The sequence below is a fragment of the Rathayibacter sp. AY1A7 genome (assembly GCF_002930845.1).
Lineage (GTDB): Bacteria > Actinomycetota > Actinomycetes > Actinomycetales > Microbacteriaceae > Rathayibacter.
Window position 1 is genome coordinate 14108 of record NZ_PSTL01000008.1, and the last position, 22597, is coordinate 36704.

The window sequence follows — 22597 nt, forward strand, 5'->3', positions numbered from 1 at the left end:
GCCGCCCCGCGGGCCGACCGCCGAGGGAGCCCCGAACCGTCGAGGGAGCCCGGGGCTGCGATCTCCCTCGCCGTCCGGGGTCCCCTCGGCGAAGGGCGGGTCAGGCGCTGGTGTGGAACTTCAGCTGGGCGGCGGAGAGGCCGGAGTCGGCGATGAGCTCGACGGCGTCGGCGGCGTCCGAGACCAGGATCGGGAGCGCCTCGCGCTCCGGGCCGGCGAAGTCCTTCAGCACGAAGTCGGCGGCCTGCTGGCGGCCCGGCGGGCGGCCGATGCCGACCCGCACGCGCAGGAACTCGGCTCCTCCGGTCGCCGCGAGGATGTCGCGGATGCCGTTGTGCCCTCCGTGACCGCCGCCCTGCTTGAGGCGCAGGGTGTCGAAGGGGATGTCGAGCTCGTCGTGCACGACGATCAGGTGTGCCGGGTCGACCGAGTAGAAGTCGAGCAGCTGCGCCGTCGGCCCGCCGGAGAGGTTCATGAAGCTGTTGGGCTTGCCCAGCACGAGCTTCGGTCCGCCCGGGCGGAGGAAGCCCTCGGCGACCACGGCGTTGGCGCGGTTGTGCCGGCGGAACGAGCCGCCGATCCGCGTCGCGAGCTCGTCGAGCACCATCTGGCCGACGTTGTGCCGGTTGCGCGCGTACTGCGCGCCCGGGTTGCCCAGTCCGACGACCAGCCAGGTGTCACCCATGTCGTTCCTCTTCCTCGGGGGCGGCGGAGGGACTCCCCCGCCGGACGCGGAACGGGCCCGCCGCGGCTGCGAGCGGGCCCGTTCCCGGGGTGGTGCGGACTACTCCGCGGTCTCGGCGACGATGTCGCCCGAGGCCGGGGTCTCGTCGTCCTCGCCCAGGTCCTGCTCGACCTCGGCGGTGACGTTGACGATGAGCACCTCGGCGTCGGTGACCAGCGTGGCGCCCTCGGGGAGCGTGACGTCAGCGGCGGTGATCTGCGTGCCGGCCTCGAGGCCCTCGACGGAGACGACGATGTTCTGCGGGATGCGCGTGGCGTCGACCTCGAGCGAGAGGGTGTTCGACTCGATCGAGACGAGGGTGCCGGGAGCGGCGTCGCCCTCGACGTGCACGGGGATGTCCACCTCGACCTTCTCGCCCTTGTTGATGACGACGAGGTCGATGTGCTCGATGATCTGGCGCACCGGGTCGCGCTGGATGTCCTTCACCAGGGTGGTCTGCGCGGCGCCCTCGATGTCGAGCTCGAGGATCGCGTTCGCCTTGCGGGTGAGCAGGAGCACCTGGTGGCCCGGGAGGGTGAGGTGCTGGGGCTCGGTGCCGTGGCCGTAGAGGACCGCGGGGATCTTGTCCTGCGCGCGGATCTTGCGGGCGGCGCCCTTGCCGAACGAGGTGCGGACCTCGACGACGACCTTGTTGGTCAGTTCAGCCATGATGTTCTCCTTGGGCGGCGCGCACGCCACCGGATCGGGTCGTGGCCTGCGGCCACGGACGGTTTGTCGACTCGAACGCATGTCAGCGTGAGGAGAAGTCCGTGGCGCCCCGTGGGGGCCTCGCCTGCTTCCACCGCGTCGATCACGGATGCACGTGCATCCCTCGCCGAAGTTCAGCTGCCGATCCTACCCGGCATCGCGGCCGCCCGCCAGCAGAGCGGTCGCGCCGCCGGACTCGGAGCCGGACGTCCAGGCGGACCGCCTACCGTGCGGGTATGACGAGCGACGACTTCGGCTCCTACGTCGAGAAGAACGGCTTCCACCGCGACACGAACTACATCCCGACGCGGATCACCGCCGACGGCCGCGACGGGTACCCGGTGGAGGCGGGGCGCTACCGCCTCGTCGTCTCCCGCGCCTGCCCGTGGGCGAACCGCGCCGTGATCGTGCGGCGCCTGCTCGGGCTCGAGGACGCCCTCTCGATGGGCATCTGCGGGCCCACCCACGACAAGCGCAGCTGGACCTTCGACCTCGATCCGGGCGGGGTCGACCCGGTGCTGGGCATCCCCCGCCTCCAGGACGCGTTCTTCGCCCGCTTCCCCGACTACCCGCGCGGGATCACCGTCCCGGCCCTCGTGGACATCCCGAGCGGCCAGGTCGTCACCAACGACTACCCGGTGATGACGCTCGACTTCTCCACCGAGTGGACCGCGTTCCACCGCGACGGCGCCCCCGACCTCTACCCCGAGGAGCACCGCGAGGAGATCGACGAGATCGCCGAGCTGGTTTTCCACGACGTGAACAACGGCGTCTACAAGTGCGGCTTCGCCGGCTCGCAGCGCTCCTACGACCGGGCCTACGACCGCCTCTGGGCGCGGCTGGACTGGCTGGAGGAGCGGCTGAGCACCCGCCGCTACCTGGTCGGCGACACCATCACCGAGGCGGACGTGCGGCTCTTCACGACGCTCGCCCGCTTCGACGCCGTCTACTACAGCCACTTCAAGGCCAACCGGAACCTGCTGTCGGCGATGCCCGCGCTCTGGGGCTACGCCCGCGACCTCTTCGCCACTCCGGGGTTCGGCGACACGATCGACTTCACCCACATCAAGTCGCACTACTACGAGGTGCAGCGGGACATCAATCCGACCGGCGTCGTCCCCAAGGGCCCGGACCTCTCCGGCTGGCTCGTCCCCTCGCGCCGCGAGGAGCTCGGCGGCCGCCCGTTCGGCGACGGCACTCCCCCGCCGCCGCCGATCCCGTCGGAGCGCGTCCCCCTCGGCCACGGCGCCTGACCGGCTCCGGTCGCGGTCGTCGCGGCGCGCGCAAGACCGTGCGCGCGCCGCACGACCGATGTGCAGCCGGGAGACGGCTCGGACCCGGGCTCCCCGGAGCGACCCGGGGCTAGCCTGGGCTCGCCCCTGAACGCGAACGTCGAGGAGAACCGTGTCTGACAAGCCCACCGCCACAGCCAACATCGGAGTCGTCGGTCTGGCGGTGATGGGCTCGAACCTCGCCCGCAACCTCGCCAGCCGCGAGGGCAACACGGTCGCGGTGTTCAACCGCTCCTACGGCCGCACCGAGACCCTCATCACGGAGCACCCGGAGGCGGGCTTCGTCGCGTCCGAGACCATCGAGGACTTCGCCGCCTCGCTCGCCACCCCGCGCACCGCGATCATCATGGTCCAGGCCGGCCGCGGCACCGACGCCGTGATCGAGCAGCTGACGAAGGTCTTCGAGCCCGGCGACATCATCGTCGACGGCGGCAACGCGCTCTTCACCGACACCATCCGCCGCGAGAAGGCCGTCCGCGAGACCGGCATCCACTTCGTCGGCACCGGCATCTCCGGCGGCGAGGAGGGCGCGCTCAAGGGCCCGTCGATCATGCCCGGCGGCTCGGTCGAGTCCTACAGGACGCTCGGCCCGATCCTCTCGTCGATCGCCGCGGTCGCCGAGGGCGAGCCCTGCGTCACCCACATCGGCACCGACGGCGCCGGCCACTTCGTCAAGATGATCCACAACGGCATCGAGTACGCCGACATGCAGCTCATCGCCGAGGCGTACGACCTGCTCCGCACCGTCGGCGGACACGAGCCCGCCGCCATCGCCGAGGTCTTCGACGCCTGGAACAAGGGCGACCTCGAGTCGTACCTCATCGAGATCACCGCCGAGGTGCTCCGCCAGGTCGACGCCGACACCGGCAAGCCCTTCATCGACGTCGTCCTCGACCAGGCCGGCTCGAAGGGCACCGGCGTCTGGACCGTGCAGAACGCGCTCGACCTCGGCGTCCCCGTCGGCGGCATCGCCGAGGCCGTCTTCGCCCGTGCCGTGTCCTCCCACCCCGAGCAGCGCGGGGCCGTGCAGGCCCGCGTCACCTCGCGCCCGACCCCGGTCGAGAAGTACGAGGGCTTCGAGGACGACGTGCGCGCCGCGCTCTACGCCTCCAAGGTCGTCGCCTACTCGCAGGGCTTCGACGCGATCATCGCCGGGGCCGAGAAGTACGGCTGGGAGATCGACAAGGGAGCGGTCGCCAAGATCTGGCGCGCGGGCTGCATCATCCGCGCCCAGTTCCTCAACCGCATCGTCGACGCCTACGACGAGAACGCCGGCATCACGACCCTCCTCGAGGACCCGTACTTCGCCGAGGCCGTCGCCAACGGCGAGGCCGCCTGGCGCCGCATCGTCTCGACCGCCGCGCTCTCGGGCGTGCCGATCCCCGGCTTCGGCGCCGCGCTGTCGTACTACGACTCGCTCGCCTCCAAGCGCCTCCCGGCCGCTCTCGTGCAGGGCCAGCGCGATTTCTTCGGAGCGCACACCTACAAGCGCGTCGACAAGGAGGGCACCTTCCACACACTGTGGTCGGGCGACCGCACCGAGGTCGAGCAGGACCCCTCCACTCACTGACCCGCGTCGCACGGGAAGGCGCCCCCGCCCGCAGGATCCTCGGATCCTCGGGCGGGGGCGCCTTGCTCGTCGCGGAGGGAGCTCCCCCGTCGTCAGCGGAGCCGGGCGGTGGCGTCCGGCTCCCCGAGCGGGCGCTCGACGCCCGGGCCGGCTGACCCCTCAGCTCCGGAACGCCCGCGCGATCAGGAGCGCCGCCAGGAGCACCGCTGCGGCGGCCGCCGTGGCAGCCGGGAGGGCGAGCAGGAGCAGCAGCGAGACCGCGGCCGACGCGAGGGCCGGGCCGCTCGCCCCGGCAGCTCCGTGGTCGAGGCGCCGCACGATGGTCGCCACCAGCAGGGCGGCCACGGCGAAGGCGAGCAGCGCGTCGGCGTCGAGGATCACGACCGCGAGCACGGCGACCAGGCAGAGGACCAGCTGGGCCGCCGCGGGCACGCCGGTCCTGCGGTTCCTGGCGGCGAGCACCGCCGGCATCTCCCCTGCGTCGGCGAGACGCACGAGGGCGCGCGCATCCCTCCTCCCGAGGTCGAGGAGCGCGAGCAGGACCGCGATCACAGCGGCGGCCCCGACGAGCCCGGTGGCGGGCGTGCCCCGGGTGACAGCGCTCAGGGGGGTCTCCGAGGACGCGAGGACCTCGGGACCGGCCGCCAGGAGCAGACCGGTGGCGAGCGCGGCGGCGGCCGCCGTGGCGATCCCGATGCGCAGCAGGGCTGGGCGGAGAGCCGTCACCGCGCCGGAGCGGGACGTCGGCAGGAGGATCAGGAGCAGCGCCGCGGCGGTGCCGGCTCCCAGCGGCCCTCCGTCGCGCAGCGGGTCGAGCGGCGCGGGGTCCGGAGGGGACACCAGCACGATCACGGCGGCGGCGGCCAGCAGGACGACGACCGCACCGACGAGGAGCAGGACCGGGCGAGCGGGGAGGCGCCCGCCGCGCAGGCCGAAGAGCGCGACGGCCACGAGCAGCAGGACGGCCAGGGGCCGGGCCGCTCCCCCGAGGACCGACTGGGCCGCGGTCAGGGCCAGCGCGGCCGAGGCGAAGGCGCGCCCGACGATCCCGAGCCACTCGGAGGAGGGGCCGTCGTGGACGGTGCGCCCGGCGTCGGCGACGGCGCTCAGGGCCGCGGCGGCCGCAGCGACGGCGAGCCCGAGGAGCAGCCACCAGCCCGCTGCGGCGGCGGCCGGCGACCAGACCAGGAAGACCGCCGCCAGGGCGAGGGTCGCATCCGAACGCTGGGGCACGGCCTCACCCTAGGCGGTGGAGCCGGGGCGGGACCCGGGTGCGCTGTGCAGGGCGCACCCGGGGCGCGGGGTCCTACGCGTCGCCGTCGAACATCGACGTCACGGAGCCGTCGTCGAAGACCTCGTGGATGGCGCGGGCCAGCAGCGGAGCGATGGGCAGGATCGTCAGGCGGTCCCAGGTCTTCTCCGGCGGCAGCGGCAGGGTGTCGGTGACGACGACCGAGTCGATGAACTCGGAGCTCAGGAGCTCGACCGCCGGGTCCGAGAAGACGGCGTGGGTCGCCGCGACGACCACGCCGATCGCGCCCGCCTTCTTCAGCGCCTCGGCCGCCTTCGCGATGGTGCGCCCGGTGTCGATGAGGTCGTCGACGAGGAGGCAGACGCGGCCCTTCACCTCGCCGACGATCTCGTGGACGGAGACCTGGTTGGCGACCTTCGGGTCGCGGCGCTTGTGGATGATCGCCAGCGGGACGCCGAGCTTGTCGCTCCAGATGTCGGCGACGCGGACGCGGCCCATGTCGGGCGAGACGATGGTGAGGGTCGAGGGGTCGAGCTTCTCGCGGAAGTGCTCGAGCAGCACCGGCATCGCGAAGAGGTGGTCGACGGGGCCGTCGAAGAAGCCCTGGATCTGCGCCGCGTGCAGGTCGACCGACATGATCCGGTCGGCTCCCGCCGCCTTGAAAAGGTCCGCGACGAGGCGGGCCGAGATCGGCTCGCGGCCGCGGCCCTTCTTGTCCTGGCGCGCGTAGGGGTAGAAGGGGGCGACCACGGTGATCCGCTTGGCGGAGGCGCGCTTGAGCGCGTCGACCATGATCAGCTGCTCCATCAGCCACTCGTTGATCGGGGACGTGTGCGACTGGAGGACGAACACGTCGCCTCCGCGGACCGACTCGCCGTAGCGGACGTAGAGCTCGCCGTTGGCGAAGGTGCGCCCCTCGGTCGTGACGAGCTCGGTCCCGAGCTCGGCGGCGACCGCCTCCGCCAGTGCCGGATGCGCCCTCCCCGAGACGAGGACCAGGCTCTTCTTGTTGCTGGCGGTGATGCCGGTCACTGTGCTCCGCTTCCTCCGGTGGGCGCCTGGTCGGATCCGGTGGGATCCGACGCCAGGGCCGCCTCGGCGGCGTCGGCCGCTGCGGTGCCCGGACGGTGGGTCTGCACCCACCCGGCCATGTTGCGCTGCGGAGCGACGGTGATCCCGAGGGCTCCGGCGGGGATGTCCTTGCGGATGACCGTGCCGGCGCCCGTGTACGCTCCGTCACCGATTCTAACGGGGGCGACGAAGACGTTGTGCGACCCCGCACGCACGTGCGAGCCCACCACGGAGGACGCCTTGCTCACCCCGTCGTAGTTGGCGAAGATCGAGCCGGCGCCGATGTTCGACTCCTCGCCGATGACCGCGTCGCCGACGTAGGAGAGGTGCGGGACCTTCGATCCCTCCCCGATGACGGCGTTCTTGGTCTCGACGTAGGTGCCGATCTTGCCGCGGGCGCCGAGCACGGTGCCGGGGCGGAGGAACGAGAACGGGCCGACCTGGGCCTTCGCGCCGATGACGGCGAGCGTCGCGTCGGAGCGCTTCACGACCGCGTCCTCGCCGACCTCGCAGGAGTCGAGCGTGGTGTCCGGGCCGATGACCGCACCGGTGGCGATGACGGTCGGGCCCTTGATCTGCGTGCCCGGGAGGATCTCGACGTCCGGGGCGAGGACCGCGTCCACGTCGATCCAGGTCGTCGCCGGATCCTGGATCGTGACGCCCTCGAGCTGCCAGCGGCGCACGATGCGCGCGTTGAGCTCGAGCGCCGCGTCGGCGAGCTGGGCGCGGTCGTTGATCCCGGCCACGAGCCAGCGGTCCTGCACGGGGACGGCCTCGATCGCGCGGCCGGCGGCCTTGAGCGCGGCGGCGGCGTCGGTGAGGTACTTCTCCCGCTGGGCGTTCTCGGTGCCGATCGCGCCGATGACCGAGCGGAGCGCGGCGGCGTCGAAGGCGTAGACGCCGGCGTTGATCTCGCTGAGGTCGAGCTCGTCGGGGCTCGCGTCCTTCTGCTCGACGATGGAGGCGAAGGCGCCGTCGCCGCCGCGGACGATCCGGCCGAAGCCGGTCGGGTCCTCGAGCACGCAGGAGAGCATGGTGAGCGCGTTCGCCGCGGCGAGGTGCTCGTCGAGCAGGCGGCGGAGGGTCGGCGCGTCCAGCAGCGGGACGTCGGCGCTCAGCACGACGACCGTGCCGGCGAAGGACTCCGGGAGCGCCGCGAGGCCCTGCTCGACCGCGCGGCCGGTGCCGGGCGTCTCGTCCTGGTCCACCACCAGCGCGGAGGGGGTGTGCTCGAGGACGGCCTCGGCGACCCGGTCGCGCTCGTGGCGCACCACGGTGACGACGTGCGCCGCGTCGAGCGAGGCGGCCGTGTCGAGCACGTGCCCGAGCAGCGGCCTCCCGGCGAGGCGGTGCAGGACCTTCGGGGTGCGGGACTTCATGCGGGTGCCCTGGCCTGCCGCCAGGATCACGACGGCGAGCGTGCTGTCTGCCATGTTCTTCGCGTTCTCCTCCGTGAGCGCACCGTCCTGGTGCCGCTCCGCCACCAGGATTCGAACCTGGACCGGACAGCTCCAAAGGCTGCCGTGCTGCCGTTACACCATGGCGGACCGCGCGATCGCGCGCCGTCCATCCTGCCATCCCCGCGCCCCCGGCCCCGCCTCGGGCGCGGGCGGCCGCCGCTCGGGCGGGCGACGGCGGCCCGGGAGGCCCCCGCCTCCCGGCCCGTCCGCCTCCCGGCATCCCCCGAGCCGCCCAGCCGCCACAATGGACGGGTGAGTGCGAATGACGAGGTCGACGGGATCGTCGACGCCTGGGTCCGGGAGCGGCCCGATCTCGACTTCACGCCGCTCCAGGTCTTCTCGCGGATGCGCCGGCTGGCCAAGCAGCTCGAGCGCGCGCGCGGCAGCGCCTTCGGCCGGTCCGAGCTCGAGACGTGGGAGTTCGACGTGCTCTCGGCCCTGCGGCGCGCGGGAGCGCCCTACCGGATGAGCCCCAAGCAGCTCCTCCAGGCGACCATGGTCACCAGCGGCACCATGACCAACCGCATCGACCGGCTGGTCGAGCGCGACCTGGTCGAGCGCCTCGACGACCCGAACGACGGGCGCGGCGTGCTGGTGCAGATGACGCCGTCGGGACTCGCCCGGGTCGACGCGGCGATCACCCGCCTGGTCGACGCGGAGCAGGAGCTGCTCGGCGCGCTCACCCACGCCCAGCAGGAGCGGCTGGCGCAGCTCCTCCGCAAGCTCTCCCTCGACTTCGGCTGAGCCGGTCGCCCCGGGCCCGGGACCGCGTCCCGCACACGCGGTACGGGACAGCTGCCGGAGCGGCGGAGGAGACCGGCGTCAGCCCTCGAGCTGCTCCGAGAGCTCCAGCCAGCGCAGCTCGAGCTCGGCCGTCTCGTCCTCGTAGGCGCGGAGCGAGGCGTTGAGCGCCAGGATGCCGTCGTAGTCGTCCTGGTCGTGCGTCGCCATCTTCTCGTGCACGGTCTTCGTCAGCTGCGTGAGCTTGTGCAGGCGCCGGTCGATCGCCGACACCTCCTTCTCGGCGGTGCGCCGCTCGGCCCCCGCGAGTCCGCTCGACGCCGGCGCGGCGGAGGAGGAGCCCGACGACGCCGCCGCGGGCGCACCCTTCTCGAGCGCGCGGCGCAGGTCGAGGTACTGCTCGACGCCGCCGGGCAGGTGGCGGAACGCGCCGTCCATCACGGCGTACTGCTGGTCGGTGACGCGCTCGAGCAGGTACCGGTCGTGCGAGACGACGAGGAGGGTGCCCGGCCAGGAGTCGAGCAGGTCCTCGATCGCGGCGAGCATGTCGGTGTCGAGGTCGTTGGTCGGCTCGTCGAGGATCAGCACGTTGGGCTCGCTGAGCAGGATGAGCAGGAGCTGGAGCCTCCGGCGCTGACCGCCCGAGAGGTCCTTCACCGGCGTCGAGAGCTGCGCGCTCGAGAAGCCGAGCCGCTCGAGCAGCTGGCCCGGGGTCATCTCCTTGCCGCCGATGGAGTAGCTGGTGCGCTGCTCCGCGATGATCTCGCGGACGGGCCGGTGCTGGACACCGGTCAGCTCGCGCAGCTGCTGGTCGAGGATCGCGACGCGCACGGTGGTGCCGCGCTTCACCCGTCCGCTCGTCGGCTCCACGCTGCCCGCGACCAGGCCGAGGAGGGTCGACTTGCCGGCGCCGTTCACGCCGAGGATGCCGGTGCGCTCGCCGGGCGCGATCCGCCACTCGATGCGGTTGAGGACGGTCCGCTCGCCGTAGCGGACGGTGACGTCGAGCAGGTCGACGACGTCCTTGCCCAGGCGCGAGACGGCGAGCTGCGAGAGCGAGACCGAGTCGCGCACCGGGGGCTCGTCCTCGATCAGCTGGTTCGCGGCGTCGATCCGGAACTTGGGCTTGGCCGTGCGGGCGGGGGCGCCGCGCCGGAGCCAGGCGAGCTCCTTCTTCATCAGGTTCTGTCGCTTGGCCTCCATGGTCGACGCCATCCGATCGCGCTCCACGCGCTGCAGGATGTACGCCGCGTACCCGCCCTCGAACGGCTCGACGAGGCGGTCGTGCACCTCCCAGGTGGCGGTGCAGATCTCGTCGAGGAACCACCGGTCGTGGGTGACGACCGCGAGCCCGCCCGACGACGCCGCCCAGCGGCGCTTGAGGTGCTCGGCGAGCCAGGCGATGCCCTCGACGTCGAGGTGGTTGGTGGGCTCGTCGAGGAAGACGACGTCCCAGTCGCCGACGAGCAGCTTCGCGAGGGCGACCCGGCGCCGCTGGCCGCCCGAGAGGGAGCCGACCACTCCGTCCCAGGGGACGTCGCGCAGCAGGCCCGCGATCACGTCTCGGGTGCGCGCATCGCCCGCCCACTCGTGCTCCTGGAGCCCGCCGACGACGGCCTGGGCGACGGTGAGGTCCTCGTCGACCGTGTCGGCCTGGTCGAGCATCCCGAGCGTGACGCCGCGGCGGTGCGTGACGCGGCCGCTGTCCGGCTCGAGGCGCTGCGCGAGCAGGCGCAGGAGGGTCGACTTGCCGTCGCCGTTGCGTCCGACGATCCCGATGCGGTCGCCCTCCTCGATCCCCAGGGAGACGTCGTCGAAGATCACGCGTGTGGGGTACTCGAGTCGCAGCGCCTCGGCGCCCAGCAGATGTGCCATAGGGATCCAGCCTAGGCGGTGCCGCCTGAGCGGTCCGCCGCGGGTCGATCACAGTGCGGCCGGGTCGCGGCCCCCGGACCTCAGCCCGCGGGTGCCGGCTCCGAGACGGACACCGAGCGGCGGTGCAGTCCCGTGGCACCGTCAGGAGCGGGCGGGCGCTCGACCGTGGTCTGCACCGTGCCGTCCGCGTCGGTGGCGCGCACGGTCACGACGTGGTCGCCGACCGTCGCGTCCCACTCGAGGACCCACTGGATCCACGTGTCCGCGGTGACCTGCTCGGCGAGGCGCGCCTCCTGCCAGGCGCCGCCGTCGATCTGCACCTCCACCTTCGCGATGCCGGTGTGCGGCGCCCAGGCGACTCCCGCCACGGCGACCGTCCCCGCCTCGACGGGCTGGCCCTGGCGCGGCACATCGATCCGCGACTCGATCTTGATCGGACCGCGCTCGGTCCAGCCGCGCGTCGACCAGTACGCCAGGTCCTCCGCGAAGGTCGTGACCTTCAGCTCGACGACCCACTTCGTCGCCGAGACGTAGCCGTACAGGCCGGGGACGACCATCCGGACGGGGAAGCCGTGCTCGACCGGGAGCGGCTCGCCGTTCATCCCGACGGCGAGCAGGCTCGCGCGGTCCTCGTCCTGCAGCACGTCGAGCGGGCTGGAGGCGGTGAAGCCGTCGATGCTCCGCGAGAGCACCATGTCGGCGCCGGCGGTCGGCCGGGCCCGGGCCAGCAGCTCGCGGATCGGGTAGCCCAGCCAGAGGGCGGTGCCGATCAGGTCGCCGCCGACCTCGTTGGACACGCACGACAGGGTGACCAGGTGCTCCTCGAGCGGCAGTGCGAGCAGCTCGTCCCAGGTGATCTCGATCTCCTCCTCCACCATGCCGGTGATCTTGAGCGACCAGTCGGCGGGCTCGACCGACGGCACCGAGAGCGCGGTGTCGATCCGGTAGAACGAGGCGTTGGAAGTGACGTAGGAGCTGATGCCGTCGATGTCGTCGAGCACGGCGCCGGCCGGGACGGGCGCGGCGGCCGAGGCGGGAGCCGGCAGGGACACGGCCTCGCGCACGGCGGTGACGGCGGCGGAGGCGGACGTGAGGAAGCGGGCGCCGATGCCGGCGGCGACCGCGGCGACTCCGGCGATCCCGACCAGGCGGAGGAACGACCGGCGGTCCGGGGAGTCGCTCTCGCGCTCCTCCTGCCAGCCGCGGAGGCGGACGGAGGCCGAGCGGAGCACCGCGGCACCGGCCACCATGCCCACGACGCTCGGCGCCGCGTCGATCCCGGACGCGCCTTCGCGGCTGACGGCGGCGAGCGCACCGGCGCCCGCGACGACGGCCAGCAGCAGCACGCCGAACGGCGGGCGGCGGTACTCGAGGACTCCCGCGCCGACGGCCAGCAGCGCGATCGCGAGGCCGATCGAGACCAGCAGCACGAGCTTGTCGCCGGTGCCGAAGAGCGCGATGACCGTGTCCTTCACGCCCGGGGGCACGATGTCGATGACGAAGCCGCCGACCGCGACCAGCGGACTGCCGCCCGCTCCGGTGAAGACCGCGACGACCTCGGCGGCCGCGAGGGCGACGACGGCGGCCACGATCCCGGAGAGGATCGCGAAGAGGGTGGCTCGGCGGGACATGAGCGGCACTCTAAGCCACGAGGTCGGAACTTCTCTGCGGACCGTCTGTGGAGGGCGCCGGACGCGAGGCTCGCGAGCCCCGCTCCGGAGGCACCGCCTCCGCGACTAGGTCGAGAGCAGGCGAGCCCCGTGGACCGGGCCGGACACCCGCACGGCGCTCAGCCGCGCGGAGCTCAGCTCGCGCTGCAGGTCGGCCGCCGCATCGGCGTCCGGAGCGAGGAACGCGACGGTCGGGCCGGACCCCGAGACGAGGCCGCCGAGCGCCCCGCGGCCCTCGCCGAGCTCGAGGATGCGGGCGAGCCCGGGCTGCAGGTGCAGCGCCGGCGCCTGGAGGTCGTTGTGCATCGCGTCGGCGAGCATGGCGGCGTCGCCGGCGCGGAGGGCCTGCAGCACGTTGGGATCGATGGCGGGGGTCGCCGAGATCGGGCGGAAGTCGTGCAGGTGGCGCTCGCGGTGCCGGTCGAGCTCGCTGTAGACCTCGGGGGTCGACAGGCCCTCCTCCGAGAGGACCAGCACCCACTCGAAGCGGCCCTTGGCGAGCGCCGGGCTCAGCTCGTCGCCTCGGCCGACTCCGATCGCGGTGCCACCGGTGAAGGAGAAGGGGACGTCGGCGCCGAGGCTCGCGGCGATGCCCAGCAGCTGCTCCCTCGTGCACGCCGTACCCCAGAGCGCGTCGCAGGCGAGCAGGGTCGCGGCCGCGTCGGCCGAGCCGCCGCCCATGCCGCCGGCGATGGGGACGTTCTTCTCGATCTCGAGGTGCACGCCGCCGCGGTAGCCGGTCGCCCGGGCGAGCGCCCGAGCCGCCTTGATCGCGAGGTTGGAGCCGTCGACGGCCAGGCGGGAGGTGTCGATCGAGCCCGAGAAGGAGACCGAGAAGTCGGCCGCCTCCTCCGCGAACACGTCCTCGTAGAGGGAGAGCGACTGGAACGCGGTGGCCAGCTCGTGGTACCCGTCGTCGCGCACGGCGCCGACCTTGAGGAACACGTTGATCTTGCCGGGCGCCCGCGCGTGGACCCGGTTCGACGTCGCGCGGTGGGCCATGCATCCACGCTACAGGGTGGCGGAGGCGCCCTCGTCCGCACCCGGGGCGGGCTCCCCGTCGCCGTCCGTGTCGTCCCCGTCGGTCTCCGCCGGCGACCCGTCGGGCACCGCCGCGCCGCGCACGGGGACCCGCGCCGGATCGAGCTCGCGGCCCAGGCGGACGAAGGCGGCGACGTCCAGCTCCTCGCCGCGCGCGGTCTGCGGGACGCCGGCCCGCTCGAGCGCGACGATCGCCGCGGCGCTGTCGCCGAAGAGGGTCGCGAGCGACTGGCGGAGCATCTTCCTCCGCTGCGCGAACGCCGCGTCGACGACCGCGAAGACGGCGCGGCGCAGGGTCTCGTCGCCCGGCTCCTCGCCGCGGTCGAACGCGACGAGCACGCTGTCGACGTTCGGCACCGGCCAGAAGATCTGACGCGAGACCGCGCCGCCCGTCGTCCAGGAGCCGAACCACGCCGCCTTGACGCTCGGGCCGCCGTAGACCTTGGAGCCGGGACCGGCGGCGAGCCGGTGCCCGACCTCGGACTGCACCATCACCACTCCGGACCGGATGCTGGCGAAGTGCTCGAGGAAGTGCAGGAGCACCGGCACCGAGATGTTGTACGGGAGGTTGGCGACGAGCCGGACCGGCTCCCCCGGCAGGTCGAGCACCTTCATCGCGTCGGCGTGCACGACCGCGAGATCGGCGCCCGGCGCCATCAGCTCGACGGTGCGCGGCAGCTGCTCGGCGAGGCGCCCGTCGATCTCGACGGCCACGACCTGCGCGCCCGCCTCGAGCAGGCCGAGGGTCAGCGATCCGAGGCCGGGGCCGATCTCGACGACGGTCTCCCCCGGGCGCACCCGAGCGAGCTTGACGATGCGGCGGACCGTGTTGGCGTCGTGCACGAAGTTCTGGCCGAGCTTCTTGGTCGGCGTGACGTCGAGGAGGCCCGCGAGGTCGCGGATCTCGGCCGGGCCCAGCAGGCGCGGGATCGCGGCGGCCGTCGGCTCGGCGGCGTGGCGGCCGCTCATGCGAGGGGTCCGACCGGCTCCGTCGGCTCGGAGCCGACCTCGCCGCCCCACTCGCCGTACACGGCCTCCGTGTTCGAGGCGATCGTCGCGGCCAGGTGGCCGACGTCGGTCTCGAGGGTCGCGGCCATCGAGCGCAGGGTGTGCGGGAGGAGGTAGGGCGCGTTCGGGCGGCCGCGGAAGGGCGACGGAGTGAGGTACGGCGCGTCGGTCTCGACCAGGATGAGGTGCCGCGGAGTCGCGACGAGCGCCTCCCGCAGCGGCTCGGCGTTCTTGAACGTCACGGTGCCGGCGAAGGAGAGGTACCAGCCCTCGTCCGTGCACATCCGCGCCATCTCCGCGTCCCCGGAGAAGCAGTGGAAGACGGTGCGCTCGGGGGCGCCGACGCGGCGCAGGGTCTCGATGACCTCGCGGTGCGCGTCGCGGTCGTGGATCTGCAGCGCGAGGTCGTGCTCCTTCGCGATGCGGATGTGCTCCTCGAAGGAGCGGAACTGCGCGGCGCGGCCGCTCTCGCCGGTGCGGAAGAAGTCGAGCCCGGTCTCGCCGATGGCGCGCACCCGCGGCTGCTCCGCCAGCTCGGCGATCACGGCGAGGGCGGCGTCGAGCTCGCCGCGCTGCTCCAGCTCGGGCGCCTCGTTGGGGTGGATCGCGACGGCGGCCAGCATGCGCGGCTCGCTCGCCGCCTGCTCGGCCGACCAGCGGCTCGTCTCGACGTCCGTGCCGACCTGGACGACGCCGCGGACGCCGACGGTGGAGGCCCGGTCGAGCTGCTCGCGGTGGTCGAGCGGCTCGAGGCCGTCGGCGATCTCGAGGTGCGTGTGGTTGTCGTAGACGGGGACGACGAGCGCCTCGGGCAGCGGCGGGTACGTCAGGTCGCGGCCGGACGAGGCCTCGCGGGAGCGGACGTGCTGGCTGTCGGTCATGCGCTCCAGGCTACCGGGAGGGCTCGCGGGGGCCGGAGTCCCGGGCGGACGAGGGCCGAGAGGCGGCCAATGAGGCGCCCTGAGCGGATCGGGTCAGCACCCGATCGGATCGGGACAGCCCGCCTCCCGCGCCGCCGGGAGGCTGGAGCCATGACAGACACCGAGCTCCTCGCCCCTTCCGCACCCGGCTCCCTCGCCGGGCGCCACGCCCTCGTCACCGGATCCTCGAGCGGGATCGGTGCGGCCATCGCCCGCCGCCTCGCCGGGGCCGGCGCTCACGTCCTCGTGCACGGACGCGACCCCGAGCGGACCGGGTCCGTCGTCCGCGGCATCCGCGCCGACGGGGGCACCGCCTCAGCGCTCGTCGCCGACCTCGCGGGCACGCCGGAGGAGACACGCGCCGTCGCCGCCCGGGCGCTGACCCTCCTCGACGGGCGGATCGACGTCCTGGTCAACAACGCCGGAGTGTTCCCGGTCGGGCCGACCGCCGACCTCAGCGACGCCGACGTCGAGTCCCTCCTCACCACGAACATCCGCGTGCCGCACCAGCTCGTCGCGGCCATCGCCCCGGCCATGGCCGATCACGGGAGCGGAGTGGTCGTCAACATCACCTCGTGGATGGGACGGGTGGGAACGCCCGGGACCGCGCTCTACCCCGCGACCAAGGCGGCGCTGGAGCACCTCACGCGGGCGTGGGCGGCCGAGTACGGCCCGAGCGGCGTGCGCGTGGTCGCCGTCGCGCCCGGCGCGACCCTCACGCCCGGCAACGAGCACGCCGCGGCGATCCTGGAGCAGATGACCGCGTCCGCCCCCGCCGGCCGGCCCGGACGTCCGGACGAGATCGCCCTGGCCGTGCGCTGGCTCGTCTCGGACGAGGCCTCGTACGTCCACGGCACGACGCTCGACGTCGACGGAGGCATCGTCGGCGCCCGCGTCTGACGCCGCGGTACGCACCGCTCGGAGTCCCGCGACAGCGCCCGCCGCTCAGTGGATCTGGACGAGCGGCCCGGGGTGGAGCGCAGCGTCGGCCGCGGGGGTCGTCTCGTAGGCGCGGCGGTAGTCGCGCCCGAAGTGCGACGCGCTCGCGTAGCCGACCGCGGCCGCGGCCTGCGCGGCGGTGTCGCCCCGGACCAGGAGCAGTCTCCTGGCCTCCCCCAGGCGGAGCCGCCGCAGGTAGCTCAACGGCGACATCCCGGTCAGCTCGCGGAAGCGGCGGGTGAGCGTGGGCACGCTGGTGCCCGCCTCCGCGGCGAGCGCGCCGAGGGTCCAGCCGCGCGAGAGCGACGCGCTCATCGCCTCGACCGCACGGGAGACGGCCTCCGAGCGGACGGTGCTGGACGCGGCCAGCAGCCGGAGCGCCTGGTCCGTCTGCAGCAGCCGCAGCACGAGCTCGCGCGTGATCGCGGGGGCCAGCACCGGGATGTCGGCGGGGGCGTCGAGCAGACGGAAGAGTCGGCGCAGCGAGTCCGCCATCTCCTCCGTGACCGTGCCGATCCGCGGGGCGGGAGCCCGCGGGGCCGTCCGGGGGGCGAGCGCCGCGATCTCGGCCACCACGAGCGGGTCGAGACGCCAGTTGGCCGACAGGAAGTCGCCGCGGTCGCCGGTCTCCACGACGGCCGCCACCACCGGCAGATCGACGGGGGTGATCAGGAAGCGGCCGGCGCCCCACCGCTCGTCGGAGTCGCCGACCACCGAGCGCTTCCGGCCGGCCAGCACCAGGCTGAGGGTCGGCGGGAACCGGGTGTAGACGAGCTCGGTCGGAGCGGTCACCCGGTGCAGGCGCAGGGCGAGCGCGGCGGCGCGCTCCGGGTGCCCGACGTGGCGCCGGGTGAGCTCGGCCGCCTGCTCGAGAGCGTCGAGGACCTCGCGCGTCATCAGCGCCCCGCCGTCCCCGGAGCGGAGGACCGCTCGCACCCGGCCCCTCGCGTGCGGATCACGGTCATCGGGCACTCTCCTGCGGATCCTCCGTCGGCGACTCCAGGCCGCGCGGCTGCTCCGTCCACGGGTCGAGGCGCGGCCGTCAGGACGCGGGAGCCTCGATGCGCGGGAAGAGCGCGGCGAGCGTCCCGACGGTCGTGCCGACGGGGAGGACCCCCCACCGGCCCGCCTCGCGGATCGGCTGCGCGGTGAGGGCGCCGAGCGACTCCGTCACGCCGAGCGCCTCCCAGAGGGACGCCGTCGCGCGCGGCACGACCGGCGAGAGCAGCACGGCCAGGGCGCGGAGCCCCTCCGTCGCGGTGTAGAGCACCGTGCCGAGGCGCTCGCGCTCCTCGCGCTTGGCGAGTGCCCACGGCTCCTGCTCGGTGATGTAGCCGTTGAGCTCCTCGACGATGCTCCACACGGCGGTGATCGCATCGTGGATCGCGAGCGCGTCGATCGACCGGTCGGCCGACGCGGCGGCCTCGGCGACGATGCGCTGCACGCGCTCCTCCGCCTCGGTCGGCTCGCCCGGCGCAGGCACGACGCCGTCGTAGTAGCGGTGCAGCATCGCGACGACCCGCGAGGCGAGGTTGCCGAAGCCGTTCGCGAGCTCGGACTGGTAGCGCGCCGACAGGTCCTCCCACGAGAACGAGCCGTCCTGGCCGAAGGTGATGGCCCGGAGGAAGTAGTAGCGGAAGGCGTCGGAGCCGAAGGTGTCGGTGATCTGCTCGGGCGCGATGCCGGTGAGCTTCGACTTCGACATCTTCTCGCCGCCGACCAGCAGCCAGCCGTGGCCGAACACCTGCCGGGGGACCTCGAGGCCCGCGGCCATGAGCATGGCGGGCCAGATCACCGCGTGGAACCGCAGGATGTCCTTGCCGACGATGTGGGTCGCCGGCCAGCGGCGCTCGAACTCCGCCTCGTCCTGGCCGTAGCCGACCGCGGTGATGTAGTTAAGCAGCGCGTCGAACCAGACGTAGACCACGTGGGAGTCGTCCCACGGGACCTTCACGCCCCAGTCGAAGCTGGAGCGGGAGATCGACAGGTCGGCCAGGCCCTGGCGGACGAAGCTCACGACCTCGTTGCGCGCCGACTCGGGCTGGACGAAGTCGGGACGCTCCTCGTAGAGCGCGAGCAGCCGCTCGGTGTACTCGCTCATCTTGAAGAAGTAGTTCTTCTCCTTCAGCAGCTCGACCGGCTTCGAGTGGATCTTGCAGACGTACTGGCCGGCGTAGTCGCCGGTGCCCTCCTCGAGGTCGGACAGCTGCTTGTACTCCTCGCAGCCCACGCAGTAGTAGCCCTCGTACTCGCCGGTGTAGATCGCGTCCTCGTCGTACAGCTTCTGCAGGAACTTCTGGACGTTGACCTCGTGCCGCGCGTCCGTGGTGCGGATGAAGTCGTCGTTGGCGATGTCGATGGTCTCGAGCAGCGGCTGCCAGGCGGTCCTCACGAGGCGGTCGGCCCACTCCTGGGGGGTCGTGCCGTTGGCGGTGGCGGTGCGGAGGATCTTCTGGCCGTGCTCGTCGGTGCCGGTCAGCAGCCAGGTGTCGTCGCCCGCCTGGCGGTGCCAGCGGGTGAGCACGTCGGCGGCGACCTCGGTGTACGCGTGCCCGATGTGCGGGACGTCGTTCACGTAGAAGATCGGGGTCGTGAGGTAGAAGGAGGCGCCGTCGGACATGGCGACCATCCTATTCACCGCGCGGCACCGCTCCCGGCGTGTGACGGAGGCCGTGGACGACCGGCCGCGGGCGCCGTCTGGGAGGGAGCTCTCAGCCGCGGCGGGAGGCGAGCGCCGCCTCGTAGAGAGCGCGGCGCGAGAGCCCCGTGATCTCGGCGACCTCGGCCGACGCCTCCTTGAGCCGCGATCCGGCCTCGACGCGGGCCAGCACGTCGGCCAGCGCGTCCTCGAGCGACGCCTCCCTCGCGGGGGCTCCCTCGACGACCAGGCAGATCTCGCCGCGCAGGCCGTCGGCCGCCCACTCGGCCAGCTCGGCCGCCGTGCCGCGCCGGACCTCCTCGAACATCTTGGTGAGCTCGCGGCAGACGACGACGCGCCGCTCCGGGCCCATCGCCTCGACCAGGTCGGCGAGCGCGTCGCCGATCCGGTGCGGGGACTCGAAGAAGACCATGGTGCGGCGCTCGTCGACGAGCGCCCGGAAGGTCGAGACCCGCTCGCCGTGCCGGCGGGGCAGGAACCCCTCGAAGCTGAAGCGATCCGTCGGGAGCCCGGACACGGCGAGCGCCATGAGCACCGCCGAGGGACCGGGCAGCGCGGTGACCGCGACTCCCGCCGCCACCGCCGCCTCGACCAGGTGGTAGCCCGGGTCCGAGACCGTGGGCATGCCCGCGTCGCTCAGCACGAGCAGGTCCTCCTCGCGGGCCAGCTCCACCAGCTCGGCGGCGCGCTCGCGCTCGTTGTGGTCGTGCAGGGCGTAGAGGGCGGGCCGGTTCTCGACACCCAGGGCGCGCATCAGCTGGATGGTCACGCGCGTGTCCTCGGCGGCGACGTGGCGGGCGGAGCCCAGCGCCTCCACGAGCCGGCGGGAGGCGTCGCCGAGGTTTCCGATGGGAGTGCCGGCGAGGATGATCATGCCGCCAGTCTCCCAGGCCGGGTCCGGGGCCTCCCGCCGCGGATCGCCGCCGTCCCGGGAGGAGGCGCCCCGTTAGCATGGCCGGGTGACGGACCGACCGCAGCGCGACTTCGACGACCTGCTCCTGGACGCGGCGGGATCGGCGCGCTCGGTTCCGGTGGAGCCCGCCGAGGCGTCCGCACCGCGCGAGCGCACCCCGCTCCCGGACGTGCCGCGCGGCTCCTGGTTCGACGACCTGCACACCCGGCTCGTCGCCTCCCCCGCGCGCCGCCGGCTGTACGAGCTCGGACTGCCGCTGCTGGTGGTCGCCCTGGCCGCGGTGCTGCGGCTGTGGAACCTCGGCCACCCGCGCTCGCTCGTGTTCGACGAGACCTTCTACGTGAAGGACGCCTGGACCCTCTGGAACCTCGGGTTCGAGGGCGCCTGGCCCGAGAACCCGGACCCCGGCTTCGCGGCCGGCGACGTGGACACCTTCACGGGGGCGCCGTCCTTCGTGGTGCATCCGCCGCTGGGCAAGTGGATCATCGGGCTCGGGATGGGCGTGTTCGGCGCGGACGACAGCGTCGGCTGGCGCGTCGCGACCGCCGTCGTGGGGATCCTCGCCGTCGCGCTGGTGATCGTGATCGGCCGCCTCCTGTTCCGCTCCACCCTCCTCTCCTCCTTCGCGGGGCTGATGCTCGCGCTCGACGGCCACGCGATCGTGATGTCGCGGGTGTCGCTCCTGGACGGGATCCTGATGTTCGTCGCGCTCTGCGGGGTCGCGGCGGTGCTGCTGGACCGGCGCTGGGCCGACCTGCAGCTGGCGCGGAAGGTGGCGGCGGGAGCGCTGCCGAGCTGGGGGCCGGTCCTGTGGTGGCGGCCTTGGCTGCTCGCGGCCGGCGTGCTCTTCGGCCTGGCCGCGGGCGTGAAGTGGACGGGCGTCTACTTCCTCGCGGCATTCGGCGTGTACGCGGTGGTCGTCGACGCGCTGATGCGGCGCCGCGCGGGCGTGCCGTTCTGGGGCAGCGGCGCGATCCTCAAGCAGGGTCCGGTCACCTTCCTCCTGGTCGTGCCGATCGCCCTGATCGCCTACCTCGTCACCTGGACGGGCTGGCTGCGCACCTCCGGCGGATGGGCCCGGCAGTGGGCGTCGGAGGCCCCCGGCAACGCCTGGACCGGGGCTCTGGCGTGGGTGCCGGACTGGGCGCAGAGCCTCTGGCACTACCACGTGCAGATGTACGACTACTCGATCAACCTGCGGGCCTCGCACCCCTACGAGGCGAACCCGCTCACCTGGCTGCTCATGCTCCGACCGACCAGCATGTACTTCGTCGACCAGGCGACGGGCGTCGACGGCTGCACCGCAGCACGCTGCGACGAGGCGATCACCTCGGTCGCCAATCCGCTCATCTGGTACGCCGGGGTCCTGGCGCTGGTGTACCTCCTCTACCGGCTCGCGCGGTACCGGGAGTGGCGCGCCGGCTTCGTGCTGATGGGGATCGTCGCGGGCTACCTGCCGTGGCTGCTCTACCTCGACCGCACGGTGTTCCAGTTCTACTGCGTCGTCTTCGAGCCCTACATGATGCTGGCACTGGCGCTGACGGCCGGGATCGTGATCGGGAGTCCGGGCGACGAGCGGAGGCGGCGCACCCGGGGCGTCCTCGTGGTGCTCGTCTTCGCGGTGGCGGCGGCCGCCCTGACGGCCTACTTCCTGCCGCTCTGGATCGGCGCGCAGACGTCCTTCCCCTTCTGGCAGGCCCACATGTGGCTGCCCTCGTGGGTATGATCCGGCGGCTGGGCCCGGGAGTCGCGGCCTGCGCCGTCGCGGCGGTGATCGCGGCCCTGCTGCACGCGACGGTGCCGGCAGTGCCGATGCTGACCGCGGCGGTCGCGCTCGGGATCCTCGTGGCGCAGCTGCCCGCGGCGCGCCCCCTGCTGAGCGGGGCGCTGGCGCCGGGCCTGAAGTTCTCGTCCCGCTCGCTGATGCGCGCCGGCATCGTCCTGCTCGGGCTGAAGCTCTCTCTGATCGACATCGCTGCGCTGGGCTGGGGCGCGATCCTGGTCGTCGTCGGGATCGTCCTGGCCACCTTCGGCCTGACCTGGGCGCTGGGCCGGGCGCTCCGGCTGCCCGGGCAGGAGCCGCTGCTGCTCGCGGCGGGCTTCTCGATCTGCGGGGCCTCGGCGATCGGCGCGATGGCCGGAGCGACCCGGGCGAAGGAGCAGGAGCAGGCGACGCCGGTCGCGCTGGTGACGCTCTGCGGCACGCTCGCGATCGCAGTGCTCCCCGCCCTGCAGCAGCCGCTCGGGCTCTCCGACGTGCAGTTCGGGCACTGGGTCGGCGCCTCGGTCCACGACGTGGGCCAGGTCGTGGCGACGGCCCAGGTGGCCGGAGCGTCGGCGCTGGCCGTGGCGGTCGTGGTGAAGCTCACCCGAGTGGTCATGCTGGCGCCGATGGTCGCGGTGGCGGCGGCGGTCACGAGGCGCCGAGGCGGGACCGGCGGGACGCGCCCGGCGATCGTGCCGCTGTTCGTGGTCGGGTTCCTCGCCGCGGTGCTGCTGCGCACGCTCCTCCCCCTGCCGGAGGGACTGCTCGCCGCCGCCGACACCGCGCAGACCTGGCTCCTCGCCGCGGCCCTCTTCGCGCTCGGCAGCGCCGTCCGGGTGCGCGCGCTCGTGACGACGGGGTGGCGTGCTCTCCTCGTCGCCCTGGTGTCGTGGGCGGCGATCGCGGCGATGGGACTGGCCGCGGTGCAGCTGGCGCTCTGATCGGCGCTCCGATCCGCTCGACCGCTCTGTCGCGCACGGTCGCTCTGC

The 22597-nt window shown here is 73.3% G+C and carries 19 protein-coding genes and 1 tRNA gene; 6 read left to right on the forward strand and 14 right to left on the reverse strand.

Features of this window, described 5'->3' with window-relative positions:
• Positions 1–100 precede the first annotated feature (100 nt).
• The gene (gene pth, locus C5B95_RS08260; RefSeq protein WP_104233681.1) at positions 101–685 is read right to left on the reverse strand and encodes an aminoacyl-tRNA hydrolase; all 585 of its coding nucleotides are present in this window, start codon (positions 683–685) and stop codon (positions 101–103) included.
• Between the two features lie 99 nt (positions 686–784).
• Positions 785–1393 (reverse strand): 50S ribosomal protein L25/general stress protein Ctc, encoded by a 609-nt coding sequence (locus C5B95_RS08265; protein ID WP_104348920.1) that lies wholly within the window; start codon positions 1391–1393, stop codon positions 785–787.
• A gap of 275 nt (positions 1394–1668) precedes the next feature.
• On the opposite strand from C5B95_RS08265, the gene C5B95_RS08270 reads away from it, so the two are divergent.
• Both C5B95_RS08270 and gndA read left to right on the forward strand, forming a co-directional pair.
• Positions 1669–2685 (forward strand): glutathione S-transferase family protein, encoded by a 1017-nt coding sequence (locus C5B95_RS08270; RefSeq protein WP_104226929.1) that lies wholly within the window; start codon positions 1669–1671, stop codon positions 2683–2685.
• Positions 2686–2890: 205 nt separating this feature from the next.
• Positions 2891–4294, forward strand: a complete 1404-nt coding sequence (gndA, locus tag C5B95_RS08275) for an NADP-dependent phosphogluconate dehydrogenase (RefSeq protein WP_374953987.1) — start codon at positions 2891–2893, stop codon at positions 4292–4294.
• Positions 4295–4453: 159 nt separating this feature from the next.
• Here the strand turns inward: gndA and C5B95_RS08280 are convergent, their stop codons facing one another.
• The 4 genes from C5B95_RS08280 to C5B95_RS08295 all read right to left on the reverse strand — a co-directional run bounded on the left by C5B95_RS08280 (position 4454) and on the right by C5B95_RS08295 (position 8164).
• A complete protein-coding gene (locus C5B95_RS08280) occupies positions 4454–5527 on the reverse strand; it encodes a hypothetical protein (RefSeq protein WP_104348921.1) in 1074 nt (357 codons plus the stop codon).
• Positions 5528–5600: 73 nt separating this feature from the next.
• A complete protein-coding gene (locus C5B95_RS08285; protein WP_104222342.1) occupies positions 5601–6578 on the reverse strand; it encodes a ribose-phosphate diphosphokinase in 978 nt (325 codons plus the stop codon).
• Complete coding sequence (gene glmU, locus C5B95_RS08290; protein WP_104308120.1) at positions 6575–8050, reverse strand: bifunctional UDP-N-acetylglucosamine diphosphorylase/glucosamine-1-phosphate N-acetyltransferase GlmU; 1476 nt, start codon at positions 8048–8050, stop codon at positions 6575–6577. Before glmU ends, C5B95_RS08285 begins: the two co-directional genes overlap by 4 nt.
• Positions 8051–8092: 42 nt before the next feature.
• Positions 8093–8164, reverse strand: a tRNA-Gln gene (locus C5B95_RS08295).
• Positions 8165–8329: 165 nt separating this feature from the next.
• Between C5B95_RS08295 and C5B95_RS08300 the strand changes: the two genes are divergently transcribed.
• The gene (locus tag C5B95_RS08300; RefSeq protein ID WP_104222340.1) at positions 8330–8821 is read left to right on the forward strand and encodes a MarR family winged helix-turn-helix transcriptional regulator; all 492 of its coding nucleotides are present in this window, start codon (positions 8330–8332) and stop codon (positions 8819–8821) included.
• Positions 8822–8899: 78 nt separating this feature from the next.
• Here the strand turns inward: C5B95_RS08300 and C5B95_RS08305 are convergent, their stop codons facing one another.
• From C5B95_RS08305 to C5B95_RS08325, 5 genes are all read right to left on the reverse strand, one after another.
• The gene (locus C5B95_RS08305; protein WP_104348922.1) at positions 8900–10693 is read right to left on the reverse strand and encodes an ABC-F family ATP-binding cassette domain-containing protein; all 1794 of its coding nucleotides are present in this window, start codon (positions 10691–10693) and stop codon (positions 8900–8902) included.
• 80 nt (positions 10694–10773) lie between these two features.
• Complete coding sequence (locus tag C5B95_RS08310) at positions 10774–12324, reverse strand: molybdopterin-dependent oxidoreductase (protein ID WP_104308088.1); 1551 nt, start codon at positions 12322–12324, stop codon at positions 10774–10776.
• A 105-nt stretch (positions 12325–12429) separates the two neighbouring features.
• Complete coding sequence (locus C5B95_RS08315) at positions 12430–13365, reverse strand: 4-(cytidine 5'-diphospho)-2-C-methyl-D-erythritol kinase (protein ID WP_104222334.1); 936 nt, start codon at positions 13363–13365, stop codon at positions 12430–12432.
• Between the two features lie 9 nt (positions 13366–13374).
• Positions 13375–14373 carry a 16S rRNA (adenine(1518)-N(6)/adenine(1519)-N(6))-dimethyltransferase RsmA gene (rsmA, locus tag C5B95_RS08320; protein WP_104348923.1) on the reverse strand — a complete coding sequence of 333 codons (999 nt, stop codon included), beginning with the start codon at positions 14371–14373 and terminating at the stop codon, positions 13375–13377.
• A complete protein-coding gene (locus tag C5B95_RS08325) occupies positions 14370–15293 on the reverse strand; it encodes a TatD family hydrolase (protein WP_104222332.1) in 924 nt (307 codons plus the stop codon). The genes rsmA and C5B95_RS08325 overlap by 4 nt, the downstream gene beginning before the upstream one ends.
• A 150-nt stretch (positions 15294–15443) precedes the next feature.
• Between C5B95_RS08325 and C5B95_RS08330 the strand changes: the two genes are divergently transcribed.
• Positions 15444–16232, forward strand: a complete 789-nt coding sequence (locus C5B95_RS08330) for an SDR family NAD(P)-dependent oxidoreductase (RefSeq protein ID WP_104348924.1) — start codon at positions 15444–15446, stop codon at positions 16230–16232.
• A gap of 45 nt (positions 16233–16277) precedes the next feature.
• Here C5B95_RS08330 and C5B95_RS08335 read toward each other — a convergent pair whose 3' ends face one another.
• From C5B95_RS08335 to rsmI, 3 genes are all read right to left on the reverse strand, one after another.
• Positions 16278–17243, reverse strand: a complete 966-nt coding sequence (locus tag C5B95_RS08335; protein WP_258059876.1) for an AraC family transcriptional regulator — start codon at positions 17241–17243, stop codon at positions 16278–16280.
• 70 nt (positions 17244–17313) lie between these two features.
• Positions 17314–18891, reverse strand: coding sequence for a methionine--tRNA ligase (gene metG / locus C5B95_RS08340; protein ID WP_104226924.1), 1578 nt, complete (start codon positions 18889–18891; stop codon positions 17314–17316).
• A 91-nt stretch (positions 18892–18982) separates the two neighbouring features.
• Positions 18983–19804: a 16S rRNA (cytidine(1402)-2'-O)-methyltransferase gene (gene rsmI, locus C5B95_RS08345; protein WP_104226923.1), complete on the reverse strand. Its 822-nt coding sequence runs from the start codon at positions 19802–19804 to the stop codon at positions 18983–18985.
• A gap of 85 nt (positions 19805–19889) precedes the next feature.
• Between rsmI and C5B95_RS08350 the strand changes: the two genes are divergently transcribed.
• Together C5B95_RS08350 and C5B95_RS08355 are read left to right on the forward strand one after the other, a co-directional pair.
• On the forward strand, positions 19890–21569 hold the full coding sequence (locus C5B95_RS08350; protein ID WP_258059877.1) for a dolichyl-phosphate-mannose--protein mannosyltransferase: 1680 nt from the start codon (positions 19890–19892) through the stop codon (positions 21567–21569).
• Positions 21566–22549: a YeiH family protein gene (locus C5B95_RS08355; RefSeq protein ID WP_104226922.1), complete on the forward strand. Its 984-nt coding sequence runs from the start codon at positions 21566–21568 to the stop codon at positions 22547–22549. Before C5B95_RS08350 ends, C5B95_RS08355 begins: the two co-directional genes overlap by 4 nt.
• Positions 22550–22597 lie beyond the last annotated feature (48 nt).

Excerpts from the sequence above, each read along its gene's own strand:
- pth (WP_104233681.1), bottom strand. The coding sequence starts at position 685 with ATGGGTGACACCTGGCTGGTCGTCGGACTGGGCAACCCGGGCGCGCAG.
- C5B95_RS08265 (WP_104348920.1), bottom strand. The coding sequence starts at position 1,393 with ATGGCTGAACTGACCAACAAGGTCGTCGTCGAGGTCCGCACCTCGTTC.
- C5B95_RS08270 (WP_104226929.1), top strand. The coding sequence starts at position 1,669 with ATGACGAGCGACGACTTCGGCTCCTACGTCGAGAAGAACGGCTTCCAC.
- gndA (WP_374953987.1), top strand. The coding sequence starts at position 2,891 with ATGGGCTCGAACCTCGCCCGCAACCTCGCCAGCCGCGAGGGCAACACG.
- glmU (WP_104308120.1), bottom strand. The coding sequence starts at position 8,050 with ATGGCAGACAGCACGCTCGCCGTCGTGATCCTGGCGGCAGGCCAGGGC.
- C5B95_RS08305 (WP_104348922.1), bottom strand. The coding sequence starts at position 10,693 with ATGGCACATCTGCTGGGCGCCGAGGCGCTGCGACTCGAGTACCCCACA.
- C5B95_RS08310 (WP_104308088.1), bottom strand. The coding sequence starts at position 12,324 with ATGTCCCGCCGAGCCACCCTCTTCGCGATCCTCTCCGGGATCGTGGCC.
- C5B95_RS08315 (WP_104222334.1), bottom strand. The coding sequence starts at position 13,365 with ATGGCCCACCGCGCGACGTCGAACCGGGTCCACGCGCGGGCGCCCGGC.
- rsmA (WP_104348923.1), bottom strand. The coding sequence starts at position 14,373 with ATGAGCGGCCGCCACGCCGCCGAGCCGACGGCCGCCGCGATCCCGCGC.
- C5B95_RS08325 (WP_104222332.1), bottom strand. The coding sequence starts at position 15,293 with ATGACCGACAGCCAGCACGTCCGCTCCCGCGAGGCCTCGTCCGGCCGC.
- C5B95_RS08330 (WP_104348924.1), top strand. The coding sequence starts at position 15,444 with ATGACAGACACCGAGCTCCTCGCCCCTTCCGCACCCGGCTCCCTCGCC.
- metG (WP_104226924.1), bottom strand. The coding sequence starts at position 18,891 with ATGTCCGACGGCGCCTCCTTCTACCTCACGACCCCGATCTTCTACGTG.
- rsmI (WP_104226923.1), bottom strand. The coding sequence starts at position 19,804 with ATGATCATCCTCGCCGGCACTCCCATCGGAAACCTCGGCGACGCCTCC.
- C5B95_RS08355 (WP_104226922.1), top strand. The coding sequence starts at position 21,566 with ATGATCCGGCGGCTGGGCCCGGGAGTCGCGGCCTGCGCCGTCGCGGCG.